The organism is Pseudomonas sp. VI4.1 (genome assembly GCF_002029345.1).
In the GTDB taxonomy this organism is placed as follows: domain Bacteria; phylum Pseudomonadota; class Gammaproteobacteria; order Pseudomonadales; family Pseudomonadaceae; genus Aquipseudomonas.
In genome coordinates, this window is sequence record NZ_MULM01000183.1 from 126,621 (window position 1) to 141,154 (window position 14,534).

Annotated in this window: 12 protein-coding genes; 8 read left to right on the plus strand and 4 right to left on the minus strand. The window is 60.0% G+C overall.

Annotation, left to right across the window (positions count from 1 at the left end):
* Window positions 1-102: 102 nt before the first annotated feature.
* Window positions 103-1,008: an AraC family transcriptional regulator gene (locus BZ163_RS31535; RefSeq protein WP_128874185.1), complete on the minus strand. Its 906-nt coding sequence runs from the start codon at window positions 1,006-1,008 to the stop codon at window positions 103-105.
* Between the two features lie 140 nt (window positions 1,009-1,148).
* Here BZ163_RS31535 and BZ163_RS31540 point away from each other — a divergent pair, with 140 nt between their 5' ends.
* Window positions 1,149-2,060, plus strand: coding sequence for a LysR family transcriptional regulator (locus tag BZ163_RS31540; RefSeq protein WP_128874186.1), 912 nt, complete (start codon window positions 1,149-1,151; stop codon window positions 2,058-2,060).
* A gap of 5 nt (window positions 2,061-2,065) precedes the next feature.
* On the opposite strand, the gene BZ163_RS31545 is transcribed toward BZ163_RS31540, so the two are convergent.
* Window positions 2,066-2,629 (minus strand): TetR/AcrR family transcriptional regulator, encoded by a 564-nt coding sequence (locus BZ163_RS31545; protein ID WP_223518006.1) that lies wholly within the window; start codon window positions 2,627-2,629, stop codon window positions 2,066-2,068.
* Window positions 2,630-3,031: 402 nt separating this feature from the next.
* Here BZ163_RS31545 and BZ163_RS31550 point away from each other — a divergent pair, with 402 nt between their 5' ends.
* The 7 genes from BZ163_RS31550 to BZ163_RS31580 all read left to right on the plus strand — a co-directional run bounded on the left by BZ163_RS31550 (window position 3,032) and on the right by BZ163_RS31580 (window position 12,511).
* Entirely contained in the window at window positions 3,032-4,651 is a 1,620-nt protein-coding gene (locus BZ163_RS31550; RefSeq protein ID WP_128874188.1) for a GMC family oxidoreductase, read from the plus strand.
* The gene (locus tag BZ163_RS31555; protein WP_128874189.1) at window positions 4,648-6,138 is read left to right on the plus strand and encodes an aldehyde dehydrogenase family protein; all 1,491 of its coding nucleotides are present in this window, start codon (window positions 4,648-4,650) and stop codon (window positions 6,136-6,138) included. The genes BZ163_RS31550 and BZ163_RS31555 overlap by 4 nt, the downstream gene beginning before the upstream one ends.
* 65 nt (window positions 6,139-6,203) lie before the next feature.
* Window positions 6,204-7,871 (plus strand): DUF1302 domain-containing protein, encoded by a 1,668-nt coding sequence (locus BZ163_RS31560; protein WP_128874190.1) that lies wholly within the window; start codon window positions 6,204-6,206, stop codon window positions 7,869-7,871.
* Between the two features lie 26 nt (window positions 7,872-7,897).
* The gene (locus tag BZ163_RS31565) at window positions 7,898-9,259 is read left to right on the plus strand and encodes a DUF1329 domain-containing protein (RefSeq protein ID WP_128874191.1); all 1,362 of its coding nucleotides are present in this window, start codon (window positions 7,898-7,900) and stop codon (window positions 9,257-9,259) included.
* 230 nt (window positions 9,260-9,489) lie between these two features.
* The gene (locus tag BZ163_RS31570; RefSeq protein WP_128874192.1) at window positions 9,490-10,527 is read left to right on the plus strand and encodes an amidohydrolase family protein; all 1,038 of its coding nucleotides are present in this window, start codon (window positions 9,490-9,492) and stop codon (window positions 10,525-10,527) included.
* A complete protein-coding gene (locus tag BZ163_RS31575; RefSeq protein WP_128874193.1) occupies window positions 10,524-11,723 on the plus strand; it encodes a phosphotransferase in 1,200 nt (399 codons plus the stop codon). Before BZ163_RS31570 ends, BZ163_RS31575 begins: the two co-directional genes overlap by 4 nt.
* Window positions 11,724-11,725: 2 nt before the next feature.
* On the plus strand, window positions 11,726-12,511 hold the full coding sequence (locus BZ163_RS31580; protein WP_128874194.1) for a tyrosine-protein phosphatase: 786 nt from the start codon (window positions 11,726-11,728) through the stop codon (window positions 12,509-12,511).
* Here the strand turns inward: BZ163_RS31580 and BZ163_RS31585 are convergent.
* Both BZ163_RS31585 and BZ163_RS31590 read right to left on the minus strand, forming a co-directional pair.
* Window positions 12,508-13,392 carry a DMT family transporter gene (locus BZ163_RS31585; RefSeq protein WP_128874195.1) on the minus strand — a complete coding sequence of 295 codons (885 nt, stop codon included), beginning with the start codon at window positions 13,390-13,392 and terminating at the stop codon, window positions 12,508-12,510. The genes BZ163_RS31580 and BZ163_RS31585 overlap by 4 nt on opposite strands.
* Before the next feature lie 79 nt (window positions 13,393-13,471).
* The gene (locus BZ163_RS31590; RefSeq protein WP_128874196.1) at window positions 13,472-14,317 is read right to left on the minus strand and encodes an SDR family oxidoreductase; all 846 of its coding nucleotides are present in this window, start codon (window positions 14,315-14,317) and stop codon (window positions 13,472-13,474) included.
* Between the last annotated feature and the right edge of the window lie 217 nt (window positions 14,318-14,534).

A 14,534-nucleotide genomic window follows, 5' to 3' on the forward strand; every position in this document is an offset into this window, starting at 1 on the left:
GACGTTAACGATAACGCGTTTTTTCTGAGTAAACGCGTCGCCCTTGAGACCATCGCGAGCGAGCTCGCTCCTACAAATTTCCTTGCCTCGCCCGGGGGCCTTCTAGCGCTGGCGCTGCTGGCGAAATTCCTCAGGTGTGACCCCCAGTTCTTTACGGAATGCGGCACTGAATGCCGCGGCATTGTTGAAGCCCGCCTGATAGGCCACCTGTTTGATCAGCAACCGTGGGTCGGCCAGTAGCGCCACGGCTTTTTGCAGGCGACTTTGTGCGGCGTACTGGCGCAAGGTCATGCCTGTGGTGTTTTTGCAGCGACTGGACAGCGTTCGCAACGGCATCTCGCAGGCCAGCGCCAAGTGGCTCAGGGAGCGGCCTTCGTCGCCGGCAGTGTCGAGCAGTTCACGCAGGATGTTGAGTTGACGATGGCTGAGTTTTTCAGCGCAGTGTGAGGAACAAGTGGCATCGTCGGGTGCGTCGATAAATTCGCGGCGCAGGTCCAGGGCAATACTGGTGAGCAGGCATTCGGTTTGCAGTTCGCTGGCAAAACCGGGATTGGCCACCTCTTCGGCCAGACGTTGCAAGGAGGCGTGCAGGTAACCGCTTTGCAGGTTGAGCATGGCTTCGCTGACGTTGTCCTGCCAGTTCCAGCGATAGCTGCCCAGGACACCGAGAGAGGAGGGATCGAACAGGCACACCAGGGCCTTTTGCTCGCCGGCATCGTGGCGCAGGTGGAATTCGGTGCCATGGGGAATGAACAACAGCTTGCCCAGGGGTTGGAATTGGTGCACGCCGTGGCTGGAAAAACTGCCGCAGTTAGGCTTGATCTGAGCACTGGCAGGCAGCATCAGGCGCAACAGGCAACTGTTGCCGGTTTCGATCAAGGCGGTGCCCGTGTTGGACCATTGCGCGTGTTCGACCCGGATGTCGAAGCCTTGCCTGGCCAGCGAAGCTTCAGTCAGGAAATTGCCCGACGCTTCACAGTCGTATTCGCTGTAGTGGATCGCGTTCATTGTTCAACCTTCAGCCATTTTTATTGTTGGCGCTGAAATTCGAGATAACGATACGTCAGGGCAGCTACCCGGTCTTGAGTGTAACCAGCACGTGGACCGAGCTGTTTCATATATTCAGGCGGCAGGTATCAGAAAATCAGATGACAAAAGGCAAAGATATTTCCATGCGCCAACTGCGCTATTTCGTTGCCGCCGCCGACGCCGGGCAGTTTTCCCAGGCGGCGCTGAAGGCGCATGTCTCGCAATCGGCGATTACTGCAGCGGTGTTGCATCTGGAGCAGTCGATGGGCGTCAGCCTGTTCGACCGCTTGCCCCATGGCGTGACGCTGACCGCAGAAGGCAACAAGTTTGCCCAGCATGCGCGGCATATTCTCGACACGCTGCAGGACGCCCTCAGTGAACCGCTGTTTCTCGGCCACGCCATGCAAGGAATCGTGCGCGTGGGTGCCTCTTACACGGTGCTCGGCTATTTTCTGCCAGCGCTGCTGGCACGCTTCAAACGCAGCTACCCGCAGGTCGAGATCGACCTGATCGACATGGACCGCCAAAGCATTGAAGCAGCCCTGAGCAATGGCGACCTCGACCTGGGCCTGGCGATTGTCTCCAACACACCGAACCTCGAGGGGTTTGCTCACCATGTGCTGATCCGTTCCCGCCGCCAACTCTGGTTGGCCAGTCAGCACCCGTTGATGGCCGCCACCTCGATCAATCTCGAAGACGTTGCCGAGCATGCCTATATCCTCGCCACGGTCGATGAGGGGGAGACCTCGACCCTGCGCTATTGGGACTCCCGTGGACTGGCACCCAAGGTGGCTTTTCGCACCTCTTCCATGGAGGCATTGCGTGGGCTGGTGGGGCATGGTTTCGGTGTGACCATTCTCTCGGACATGCTCTACCGGGCCTGGTCCCTGGAAGGCAAGAAGATTGAAATCCGGCCGCTGGTGGACGTGATTCCACCGATGGAGCTTGGGCTGATCTGGCTGCCGGATAACCGTTTGTCGGCACCGGCGCAGGCATTCCGGCAGTTTCTGATCATGGCCTGCGCCTCGTAGCCTGGCTACTGGCGCACGGTGGTGTCCGGCGGCCAGGTGCCATTGTTCATCAGGCTGTCGAAGGTCTCGGTCATTTCCCGCGCCGGGTGCGGATAGTCGTGGCGTACCCACCACAACCAAAGCCCGACCAAAGCCCCGACAAAACAGCGCACTGCCGCTTCGCCACGCATATGCTCCAGCAGGTACAAGCCTTGTTTTCGATAATGCTCACGCACCTGAATGATCAGGATATTTTCCAGGTGGGCGAGAATCACGCCCTGTCCCGGGCCGCTGAAAAACGACGTCGTCAGCGCCGCATGGCGTTCGGTGGCGCTAAACAGCCAGGCTGAAACATCCAGCAGCACCCGGCGGTCGCCATCGACTTCGGTGACCTTGGTCGAGGGTGTGCCGATGGCCTCGTACCCGGCGACGATCAAATCTTCCTTGTCGCGAAAGTGCGCATAGAAGGTGGAGCGGGCCACCCCGGTACTGTCCAGTATTTGCTGAACGGTGACCCCGTCGTAGCCCTTTTCCAATGCCAGGCGGTACATGTGGTCCAGCAGCAATTCACGGGTGCGCTGAGAGCGCATTGCGTGACGTTGGCCGGATTGGGTTTTATCGACTGTTTGCGCGCAAGTGAAGTGAGCCATCCAGTACCTCGGCAGAGCTTTTTATTAGGGTCTTGGCGCCGGGCATGGGCATCCCGACGGTGATGGTTAAACAGTGACAGAGGATTTTTTACACCAGCCAGATAAGTTTTAGAACATTTTCACTGAAAGTGTTAATGAATCCCCTGCATGCCGAACAGATTTGCAGTTCTGTTCGTTGTGGCTTCTTCCCTCCAGCCTTACCGTTTCTCCAGTCCATCAGAGACCCTTGGAGAACAATAATGCACCTCCCCGCTGAAGCGTCCACGCCTGTTCCTGCGCTAATCCTCACGTGCCTCGCCTGGTGGTTCAAGGCTTAAAGCAACCAGCAAAAGAAGAACAATAATGAGCAAAATCTACGACTACATCGTCATCGGTGCGGGGTCATCCGGCTGTGTATTGGCCAATCGCCTGTCTGCCGACTCGACCGTTTCGGTGCTGCTGATCGAGAGCGGCCCGGATCACACCAGCCCGTTGATCTCCATGCCCCGTGGCATTGGCAAACTGCTCAGCCCCGGCAATCCCCATGTGTGGAGCTACAAGGCGGCGCGCGGGGAGGGCATGAGCGACGAGCAGTGGCTCAAGGGCAAGACGATTGGCGGCTCCAGTTCGGTCAACGGCATGGTCTATGTGCGGGGGACACCGGCCGACTACGACAACTGGGAAGCGCAAGGCTGCACAGGTTGGGGCTGGAAAGACATGGGCCGGCAGTTCGTCGCCCTGGAAGATCACCAGTTGGGCAAAAGCCAATGGCGGGGAGTCGGTGGCCCGCTCAAGGTCACTGTGCACCCGCCTGGCCATGCTCTGTGCGATGCGGTGATCAGCGCAGCTGGCGAGCTTGGCGTGGCGCGCACCGAAGACACCAATCATGTCGACTCGGTCAGCCAGGGTGGCTTTGGCTATCAACCGCAAACCACCTGGAAGGGCCAGCGTTTCAGTGCCGCCAGGGCCTTCCTCGACCCGGTTCGCGCCCGCCCGAACCTGACCGTAATGACCGGCACCGACGTGCAGCGCATCGAGTTCACCCAGCGGCGCGCCAGTGCCGTGCGCGTCGACGGCGTCGAAGGCAAGACCCGCTTCGAAGTTCGCCGTGAGGTGTTGTTATGCGCCGGAGCAATCGAATCACCCAAGCTGTTGCAACTGTCCGGTATCGGCCCGGCCGAGCTATTGAGCTCATTGGGTATCACCGTGCTGCAGGATGCGCCCGAGGTGGGTCGCAACCTGCGTGAGCACGTATACATGGCCATGCAGTACCGGGTCACCAGCGGCAGCTTCAACCACTGCTTCCATGGGGTTGGGTTACTCGGTGCAGTGGCGCAATACTTCTTGCGCAAGAAAGGCCCGATGACCCACGCCGCCCACGAGGCCGGCGGTTTTATCAAGACCCAGCCGGAGCTGGATTGTCCGGATGCGCAAATTGGCGTCAGCCTCTACTCCATGAACGGCGACGGCAACAAGGTCGAAATCGACAAGCAGCCCGGCCTGACCATCGGCGGCTATTTCCTGCGCCCACAGAGCCAGGGTGAGGTGCGCATTCAATCGACGGATGCCGCGGTACCGCCGCAAATCAACGCCAACTACTTGAGCGCCGAGATCGATCGCACCTCCGCGATCGCGTTGTTTCGCTGGTTCCGCCGCCTGGCCGCGCAGCCGGTACTCAAGCCATTCATCGTCGGTGAACTGACGCCCGGGCCGAAGGTAGAAAGCGACGAGCAGATTCTTGCCGCGTTCCGCCGCTTCGGTCAGACCGCCTATCACGTTTCCGGCACCTGTCGCATGGGTGCCGACAGTGCGTCGGTACTCGACCCCGAACTGCGTGTACGGGGCGTAGAGGGCTTGCGTGTGGTCGACACCTCGGTGATGCCATGCCTGGTGTCCGGCAACACCAATGCCCCGGCCATGGCCATCGCCATGCGCGCCGCGGAACTGATTACCGGCAAAATCTCAGGAGATCCAACCCCATGAATGTTCCCTTCACCCAGTTGGACAAGCTGTACATCGACGGCGCTTGGGTGGCTGCCGATGGTCCTCGTGAAGCAGTGCTCAACCCGGCCACGGAAGCGGTCATCGGTCATGCCCCGACAGGCGATCTGCACAGCGCCCATGCGGCCATTGCCGCCGCGCGCAGCGCCTTCGATAACGGCCCGTGGCCGTGGCTGAGCATGGCCGAGCGAGCGGGTTACATGCGGCGCATGCACGCCGCCCTCGTGGCCAAGCGGGAGCTGATTGCCGCGCTGATCATCGCTGAAGTCGGTTGCTCCCAAGGCGTGACGTACGCCATGCAGGTGGATATGCCACTCAGCCATGTGCTGACGGCGATCGAGCAGTCGCTGCTCAGCGACAGCCTGCAAATCCCGGTGCAGGCCAATCCCGATCCGTTCAACCCGACGGGGCCGATGATTCTCGGCAGCGGTACGGTGGAGCGCGAGGCTATTGGCGTGGTGGCCGGCATCACCGGCTACAACTTTCCGTTTTTGCTCAACCTGGCCAAGGTGTTTCCGGCCTTGCTGGCCGGCAACACGCTGGTGCTCAAACCCTCGCCGTTTACCCCGTACTCGGCATTGCTGTTCGGCCAGATCGCCGAAGAGATCGGTTTGCCCAAGGGCGTACTCAACATTGTCACCGGCGGCATTGAGGTGGGCAGTCTGTTGAGCAGTGATCCACGGGTGGACATGGTCTCGTTCACCGGTTCGGAAACCGTCGGCGTCAGCATCATGAGCCAGGCGGCGCCGACTCTGAAGCGCGTGCACCTGGAACTGGGCGGCAAATCGGCATTGATCGTGCGCGCCGATGCCGACATACAGGCCACCGCGCTGGGGGCCATCGCCGGGCTGGCGGTGAATGCGGGGCAGGGTTGTGCGCTGCTGACACGCTTTGTGGTGCACCACTCGGTACGCGAGCAATTCGTGCAATGCGCCAAAGCCATTGCCGGGCAATGGAAAGTCGGCGACCCGGCGGACCCGAGCGTGATGATGGGGCCGCTGATTCGCGAGTCGCAGCGCGCCAAGGTCGAGCACTTCATTGCCAATGGCCGCGATGTGGGGGCCACGCTGGTGTGCGGCGGTGGACGGCCGGCTCACCTGCGGCAAGGCTTCTTCACCGACATCACCCTGTTCGTTGACGTGCGCAACGACATGCTTATTGCCCAGGAGGAAATCTTCGGGCCGGTGGGGGTGGTGATCGGCTTCGACAGTGATGACGAAGCCGTCGCCATCGCCAACGATTCGCGCTTTGGCCTCAACGGTGCCGTGGCCTCGGCAGATGCTGCAACCGCCTACGCCCTGGCCAGACGCATTCGTGCCGGCAGCGTGTACCTCAACGGCGGCAGCGGCAGCCTGCCCTATGCACCCATCGGCGGTTTCAAGCGTTCAGGTCTGGGCCGCGAGTTCGGGCCGAACTGGCTCAAAGAGTTCACCCAGGAAAAATCCATCATCTACCCCATCGGGCGCTAGCGGTGGCGCCCTGAAACCGAGGGCGCAACCAAAACGAACGACAATAAAAACAAAAGGTGGTTTGCATGAAAAAGATGAGTAGACAGGGACGCATGCGAGCCCGGCGGGCGGTGGTACTGCTGGCGGTCGGGGAAATGGTGTTGGGTTACGGTGGTGCGGTGATGGCGGCGCCGATCGAACTGTCCAATCCGGACTTTCACCTGCGTTGGGATAACACCCTGCGCTACAACCTGGGGATGCGCATGGAGGACCAGGACCGGCGCATCATGAACAACCCCAACTACGATGAATCCGACGGCAAGTTCGACAAGGGCGACATCGTCACCAACCGCCTCGACCTGCTCACTGAACTGGATTTTGCCTACCGCAAGGAATGGGGCGCACGGCTCAGCGCCGCCGGCTGGTACGACCAGGCGTACCACGATAATGACGTGCGCAGTCATGTCGCCGGTTTCCAGAGCAGTTATGACAACGACCACTACAGCTCCGAAGTGAAGCGCTACGTTGAAGGCCCTTCGGGGGAAATTCTCGACGCCTTTGTCTGGAAAAACCTGCGCCTGGGCGATGCTTCGGTGAACGTCAAGATCGGCCGTCATACCAACTATTGGGGTGAAGGGTTGCTGTTCGGTGCCCACGCGATTTCCTACTCGCAAGCGCCGCTCGATGGTGCCAAGGCGGTGACCAGTCCCGGTATCGAAACCAAGGAAGTGTTCTTGCCCATCGGGCAGATTTCCGTCAAGGCCCAGGCCACCGACAACCTGACCCTGGCCGCGCAGTATTTCTACGAATGGGATTACACCCGTATCCCGTACGGCGGCACCTACTTCGGTGCGGCGGACCCGTTTTTCGAAGGCCCGGACCGCTTGCCGGTAGCGCCAGGTTTTTCTTTTAACCGGGAGAAATCCAAATACGGCCGTGACTCCGCCAACTGGGGCGTGATGGCCAAATACGATGTTGACGCGATTCAATCGACATTGGGTGCGTACTACCGCCAGTTCGATGACTACCAACCCTGGCTGGCGCCAGAAGTCTCGGCCGCTACCGGCAGCTACCGCCTGGTGTATCCACGTAGCGTCAAACTGGTCGGCCTGAGTCTTTCCACGGTGCTCGACACGGTGTCGATCGGTAGCGAGATCTCATATCGCAAGGGCGGTGCCTTGAACGCGGTGGGCGTCGACCCATCCGACAACGAAGGGCCGCGTGGCGATACGTTCCACTTCGTCGCCAACGCCGTGTATGGCGTACCGCGTAACTTTATCGCCAATAACGCCACGCTGGTGGGCGAGTTTGCTTACAGCCACCTGCGCAAAGTGACCGACCACGAAGAGCTTTACCTGGGCGAGAACAGCAGTAATTGCGTCGACCCACGTGCAGGCACGCCGGGTTCAGGGGGTAAACGCGACGGCTGTTCGACTCGCGATTACGCGGCCATTGCGGTCAATTACACACCGCAATACCTGTCGGTATTCCCGTCCTGGGACATGACCGTACCGCTGACCGTCAATTATGGCCTGTCGGGGAACGCCGCCAGCGCCGGCGGGGGTAACGAAGGCGCACTGACCTGGTCTGCCGGCGTGCAACTGACCTATGCCCAGCGTTACGAATTCGGCTTGCGTTACGCCGACACCGACGCCCAGTCCAAGCACATCCCCGGTGACACCGTCGGTGGTAATGGCGGCGTAGGCGGAACCGACCGTGGCTGGCTGGCCTTCACCTTCAAAACCTCCATCTAAAAAGCCAAGAAGCGGAGTACCAGTTTATGAAAGGACAATATGCATGGGCGGTGGCGCTGTTGAACATCGCCACCTGCAGCCAGGCTGCGGCACCGGCGGACCAGGTGGCACAAATCGGTAAAACCCTGACGCCGTTCGGCGCGATTATCGCGGGCAACGCCGATGGCAGCATTCCCCCTTACACCGGTGGCCTGAAGCAAAGCCCACCAGGCTTCAAGCCGGACAGCGGATTCTGGGCCGACCCCTTCAAGGATGAAAAACCGCTGCTGCGCATCAACTCGAAAAACATGGAGCAATACGCCGACCGCCTGAGTGGCGGGCAGAAAATGCTGCTGAGTAAATTTCCCGACTACTACCTGGATATTTACCCGAGCCACCGCACGGCGGCGTACCCACAGGAGATGCTGGAGGCCACGGTGCGCAACGCCAGCGATTGCCGCGCCACCAAGGATAACCTGGCGGTAGATCCGGTGTGCCGCGGAGGCCTCCCGTTCCCCCTGCCGCAAAATGGCAACGAAGTCATCTGGAACCAGCAATTGCGCTACAAAGGCCCGGGGTACACCACCACGGCGTCGTCCAACAGTTGGGTGGTGGATTCTCAAGGTTCGGTAACCAAGACCGCCGAGTCCGCGACCATGGAGGAGGCCCCTTACTACCAGGTCAAACAGGCTGATCGGGATCCACAGCTGTACTACCGCGCCTGGGCGCTGGACAGTTACCCGGCCCGCAGCGCCGGACAACTGATCATCCTTGCCGACTACCTTGACCCGCAACGCCAGCCGCGCCGTGCCTGGAGTTACACCCCAGGTATGCGCCGCATCAAGTTGGCGCCGGAATTTGCCTACGACACCCCGGTCCCCAACCAGGGGGGAGTGAACCTGTTCGACGAGTTGCAGATGTTCTCCGGCAGCCAGGACCGCTTCGACTACAAGCTGGTCGGCCGCAAGGAAATGTACATTCCGTACAACGCTTACAAGTTCTACTTCAGCTGCGGCCAGGAAGAGCAGTTCAAGCCGCATCATACCAACCCGGCCTGCGAGCGTTGGGAGCTGCACCGGGTGTGGGTGGTGGAGGCGACGCTGAAACCGGGCAAACGCCACGTCTACAGCAAGCGCACCTATTACCTTGACGAAGACACCTTTGGTGCCGGGCTGTATGACGCGTGGGATCAGGGCGGCGTGTTGTACCGCGCGCTGTTCCAGAGCGGCGTACAGCTGTATGACAAAAATCTGCCATACAACGTGAAAAACGTCAGTTACGACTTCAACAAAGGGATGTGGTCGTTGCTCAACGACGGCCTCAAGGGCGGCTATCGGGTCCACGACGCGCCGTTATCGGAGCGCGATATGAAACCTGAGTCGATTGTTTCCCAAGAGACCCAGCGCTGATTGCATCGATTGGACACGCTTTTGCGGCCTGAGAGGGCCGTTTTTTTTTGCCGGTTTTGATGGCAGCGCCGTTCATTCAGTCGTTGTGATTTTATTTTTCGTGATAATAATATAAACACATATTGTAAATGTGTTTATATTATTGCCGATGCAGTTATCCCTAAAATCGGCCCAAACATCCTGCAAATGGAGCGTTGGGCCTGCTGGCAAATTACAAAAAGGAGAACGCCATGCTGATTGATGTCCACGCCCACTTGCTGACTGAGGGCATGTTCAACCGCCACGAGTTCTGGGGGCCGTTCATGAAGGTGCAGGGGCTGACCGTGGGGCATTTTTCCCTCGGCACCAAGCAACCGGCCAAAGCGGCTACGGATGCCGAAGCGCAGGCCAATATCCTGGCGCGCATGAGCCACGCCAGCCGCCGCAAGCTGATGGCCGAACGGGGTGTCGACAAGCTGGTGATGTCCACGCCGTCCCATTGCTTTATGTATTGGGCGGGTGATTTTGCCAACGAATACGCGCGTATCTGCAACGACGAGTTGTCGGCGTTTTGCCGGGCCGATGCCGACCACTTCGATTTCTGGTGCCACGCCAACCTCGCGGACCCGCAGAACGCGGCCAAGGAAATCGAACGGGCGGTGACTCAGTTAGGCGCCAAGGGCGTGTGCGTCGGCGGGGCTAACTTCAACGGCCTGGAGGCTCACGACGAACGCCTGTTTCCAGTCTGGGAAAAGCTGACCCAGCTGGACGTGCCGATCATGGTGCACGGCTTCAACCAATCGATTTACTGGGGCGAAAAACACACTGACGACAAGTTCGAAACCACCTCCATCATCGGTGACTGTGTCGATGAAACGCTGTTTTTCTGGTACCTGATCTGCGGCGGTGCGCTGGATGTATTCCCGACCCTGAAAACCTACATTACCCATGCCGGTGGCATGGCGGTTTTCCAGTTGGGGCGCCTGAGCGAACTGAACCGGGCCATGGCACCGGACTCGCGCAACCAGCGACCGCTGATGGATTACCTGCAGAACTTTTACTTCGACCTCGACGTACACGCGCCAGGCCTGCGCCGTGGTGTCGCCGAGGTGGTGGGCGCGGAACGTCTGTTGTACGGCACCAACTTTGGCGGCGCCTATGACCATGGCGATCTGACCGAAGGCCTCGGATTGTCCACGGCAGACCGCGAACGGATTCGCAGCGGTAACGCGATCGAGCTGCTCAAGCTGCAGGTGCCGGCCAACGCCGGTCGGGTGCTGACGCCGTGAAGGATAGCCTGCCGGGCATGGCCGCCGGGCGGCCATACCCGCAGCGCAGCGGACGCCTGCCACGCCACCTGAACGAAATCAGTGCGGCGTGGCTCACGCAGTTATTGCAGCCGCGCTATCCGGGCATTGAGGTGCTGGCGTTGACGGCGGTGGAGGTCCGTAACGGTCACACCACTAAATTGCGCGCCAGGCTTGAGTTGAACGAGGTCGGTCGGCGCGCCGGTATTCCAGAACATGTGTGCTTGAAGTCTAACTGGTCCGACGGTTTCGAGAGTGGCGATATCTGTGAGCTGGAAGCGCGCTTTTATCATCTGGCGAGCGGCTGGTCCGATGCGCCACTGCCAAACACCTATTTCACCGACTGGGATGCCGACGGTGGCGGGCGAGGTCTGGTGATGATGGAAGACCTCGGCCTGGCCGTCGGGCAATTTGGCCATAGCACCGATCACCTGGGTGTGGACGGCGTCGCTCGGGGGCTGGAATCACTGGCGACGCTGCATGCGGCCACCTGGAACAATCCGCAGCTGCGGGGTCAGAGCTGGCTGCCGGTGTCGATGGACAACCCGGTGGACAGCGACGGCCTGCTGCGCATGTACAACTACATCAAGGTCAATCTGCGCAAACCGGAGTACCAGCGTCTGTTGCCAAAATGGATGTACGAGACACCGGAATTGTTCAGCCATGCTTTCGACGAATTGGCTGCCTTCGAGCGGGAGCAGACTTCACCCGGCTGTTTGATCCATGGCGACTCGCACCAGGGCAACAGCTTTTTACGCAGTGACGGTCAACGTATCTGGCTGGACTGGCAGCTCGCCAGGTATGGCCGGCCTTGGCGTGATGTCGCCTATTTCATGCTCGGCGCGCTGACCGTGGCAGAGCGCCGCACCGATGCGCAGCGTTTGCTCGGCGTCTACCGCGAAAAACTGATCAGCCTCGGTGCCGAAGGCGTGCTTGACCAGAACGCAGCCTGGGAACAATTGCGACGCTGGCCGGTGTGGGGGATGCAGACCTGGATGTCGAACATGGACGACTGGGGACAGGCAGGACAGCCGATGGTGGAACGTTTTTTCGCCGCCGCCGAAGATTTTGATACCGTGCACTTGCTGACTCACGGCCGCAAGCCTCGCCGAACGACTACATTGGGGCAGGGCGCGCGGCCACTCACACCAGCCTATCATCACCTGTTGGAGGGGTGATCATGGCAGATCAGGAATATCTCATTCTTCAAGGCGCGGATAACTTTCGCAGTTTGAAAGGCATGCCCACTCGCTGTGGTCGCCGCATTGGCGGCCATTCTCTATTGCGTGCAGATCAGTTGCATCGGTTGACCGTCCAGGACTGGCAGACGCTCCAGAACCTGAAGCTGAAGACCGTCTGCGATCTTCGCAGCGCGGGCGAGCGTGAGCGTTACCCGAACTGCTTGCCTGAATCCGCCATCCAGCATCTCCATCTGGAGGTTATTGGCGATGTGCGTGCCGACCCACGTATTGCCGCCATGCTGGTCGATAATCCGGTGGTGGAGGGCGCACGCGACATGATGCTTGAGGTTTACCGGCAACTGCCGGGCATGTTGGCGCCCCGGTTGCGTGCCTTGTTTGAACTGTTTTCCGAAGACAATGCAGCGGTGCTGATTCACTGCGCGGCGGGCAAGGACCGTACCGGCGTGGCGGTCATGTTGCTGTTGCACGCCCTCGGTGTCGCCCCTGAACACATCATGGCCGACTATGTACGTTCGGCACGGCGTTTCAGTCAGCTGGATGCAGAGCGTCAGGACGCGATGAGCAATGCTGTGAGTCGCATGGTGGGCCAGCCGGTCAGCGAAGCGGCGATCGACGCGGTATTGGATGCCCGGCCCGAATACTTGAATGCCGCTTATGCGGTGATCGAGGCCGAGTACGGTGGGCTGGATGACTATCTGCAAGGCTTCAGTGGTTTGAGTTACGCGGGCTTGCGGGAGTTGCGAAATACCTTGTTGGTCACCTAGGTCGCGGCTTCGGCCATGACCCGCGCGGGTTTCCATTGCGCCAAGCCGATCCCCAGCAAAATCAACCCGCCGCCGACCGCGTGGTACAGGTGCAATGTTTCGCCAAGGAGTCCAATCGCCAATACCGCGGTAAACAGGGGCACCAGGTTCATCAGCACGGCGGTTTTTTCCGGACCCAGTGCTTGCAGACCCCGCATCCATAAGCCGGGTGCCAGTGCCGAGGCAAACAGCCCGGCGAACAACACCAGCGGGATGTTCCTGACAGTCAGGTCTATCGACGGTGCCAGCACAAAGGGCGGCACCAGCAGCAGGGTGCCGCAGATAATTTGCACATAAAGGCTTTCCCAGGTCGGCAGGGGAATCTGCCAGCGCTTAACCAGCACGCAGTACAGCGCATATGACAGCGACGCCAGCAACATCATCAGTTCACCTCGGCCAACCCCGTGCTGCCAGAGCGAGGGCAAGTCGCCTGCTGCGAGCAACCAGATCAGTCCAGCAAACGAAACCAGAGCACCGACCAGCAATGTCGCGGTCGGTCGGGTATTTAGTAACGGAAATGCGAGCAGCACGGTGAGCAGTGGCATGGTCGCCAGGATCAGCCCCATGGAGGTTGCGCTCACCGTGTGCGCCGCGAAATACGCCAGCGACTGGTACAGCGACATGCCGAGCAAGCCCAGTAACCCCAGCTTGGGTAGATGGAGCCGAATCTGACGACGCAAGCGCCATACCCTGGGCACCAACACGGGTGACAACACCAACAACGCGGTCAGCCAGCGGTAGAAGGAAATGGCCGCAGGGTCAATCACCCCGACCGACAGGCGATTGACCACCGTACTGGCGGCCCAGATGAGTGTGGCAAGAACAGGTAGCAGCAGGTTCATTACGGGTGCGCCAACGTTGAGGGTGCGCAGTGCGCACCGTGATAACCGCCGTATTGGCGGTTGTCGATGTGCGCTCGCGTTATTCGCCGGCAGCGTTACGTGCCGCAATGGCAGCGGCAAAATCGCGCTTGAGGGTCGGGAAGTAGGCAATTTGCCCGCCCATGCCACCAGCGATGTCGATCGAGGCTGCGCTGATGAAGCTGGCATATTCACTGGCCAGAAACAGCGCCATGCCCGCCACGTCTTCAGGTTTGCCGTAGCGCCCCAGCGGTACGACTTTCATCACCATGGCGTCGAACTCCTCGCGACTGACCCCCGGCCCCATCTCTTTGTAATGACGGTCCCACTGACCGGTATCGATCCAGCCCATGTTCAGGCTGTTGACCAGGATATTGTCCTTGGGCAGGGACATGCCCAAGGAGCGGGAGAGGGCGATGCATGAGGCGCGGTTGATCACCGAAGGGATCCCGTCCGGTGTCGGAATCACCCCGGCCAGGGCGTTTATTTCGATGATCCGCCCCCAGCGCTGTTCGCGCATGAATGGCACCACGGCCTGGACGAAACGGAAATGCCCCATCTGCAGGATGTTGGCGTGTTCAAGGATGGCTTCCGGCGTCAGGGTGTCGAGATTGCCGCCACGACCTTGACCTGCGTTGTTCACCAGCACGTCGACCCCGCCCCAGGCGTGTGCAACTTCAGCCACGAACGCCTTGACCCCGTCACTGTCGGTGACGTCGACAACCCGGGCAATGACCGCTTGGGCATGTTGCGAGAGCTCTTCTGCGGCTTTGCGCACGGCTGACTCGCTGCGGGCGCAGATCGCTACGCGTGCCCCTTCAGCCGCGAAAGCCCGGGCGATGGCCAGGCCGATGCCCCGGGAAGCGCCCGTGATGATCACGCGCTTGGCACTCAAATCAATGTTCATGGTGGCTCCTGTTGTTTTTGTTGTGCCGGTTCAATGGCCGTCTTTGCTGCCGAACGCCACGAATTCAGTGGGTATGCCAGGGCTATTGAAAGCCCAAAGGTAAAAATCGTCAAAGATTATTTGAACGTTTATTGATTTTGTGTGCAGTATTACAGCTAGGGATGCCCTGAGCTAAATGGAATGTCTTCCTTTTCGGGTTCGAAATTCTAGATAGAGA

What these genes read in the sequence shown, in the direction of transcription:
- BZ163_RS31535 (WP_128874185.1), bottom strand. Translation starts at nt 1,008, where the DNA reads ATGAACGCGATCCACTACAGCGAATACGACTGTGAAGCGTCGGGCAAT.
- BZ163_RS31540 (WP_128874186.1), top strand. Translation starts at nt 1,149, where the DNA reads ATGACAAAAGGCAAAGATATTTCCATGCGCCAACTGCGCTATTTCGTT.
- BZ163_RS31545 (WP_223518006.1), bottom strand. Translation starts at nt 2,629, where the DNA reads ATGCGCTCTCAGCGCACCCGTGAATTGCTGCTGGACCACATGTACCGC.
- BZ163_RS31550 (WP_128874188.1), top strand. Translation starts at nt 3,032, where the DNA reads ATGAGCAAAATCTACGACTACATCGTCATCGGTGCGGGGTCATCCGGC.
- BZ163_RS31555 (WP_128874189.1), top strand. Translation starts at nt 4,648, where the DNA reads ATGAATGTTCCCTTCACCCAGTTGGACAAGCTGTACATCGACGGCGCT.
- BZ163_RS31560 (WP_128874190.1), top strand. Translation starts at nt 6,204, where the DNA reads ATGAAAAAGATGAGTAGACAGGGACGCATGCGAGCCCGGCGGGCGGTG.
- BZ163_RS31565 (WP_128874191.1), top strand. Translation starts at nt 7,898, where the DNA reads ATGAAAGGACAATATGCATGGGCGGTGGCGCTGTTGAACATCGCCACC.
- BZ163_RS31570 (WP_128874192.1), top strand. Translation starts at nt 9,490, where the DNA reads ATGCTGATTGATGTCCACGCCCACTTGCTGACTGAGGGCATGTTCAAC.
- BZ163_RS31580 (WP_128874194.1), top strand. Translation starts at nt 11,726, where the DNA reads ATGGCAGATCAGGAATATCTCATTCTTCAAGGCGCGGATAACTTTCGC.
- BZ163_RS31585 (WP_128874195.1), bottom strand. Translation starts at nt 13,392, where the DNA reads ATGAACCTGCTGCTACCTGTTCTTGCCACACTCATCTGGGCCGCCAGT.
- BZ163_RS31590 (WP_128874196.1), bottom strand. Translation starts at nt 14,317, where the DNA reads ATGAACATTGATTTGAGTGCCAAGCGCGTGATCATCACGGGCGCTTCC.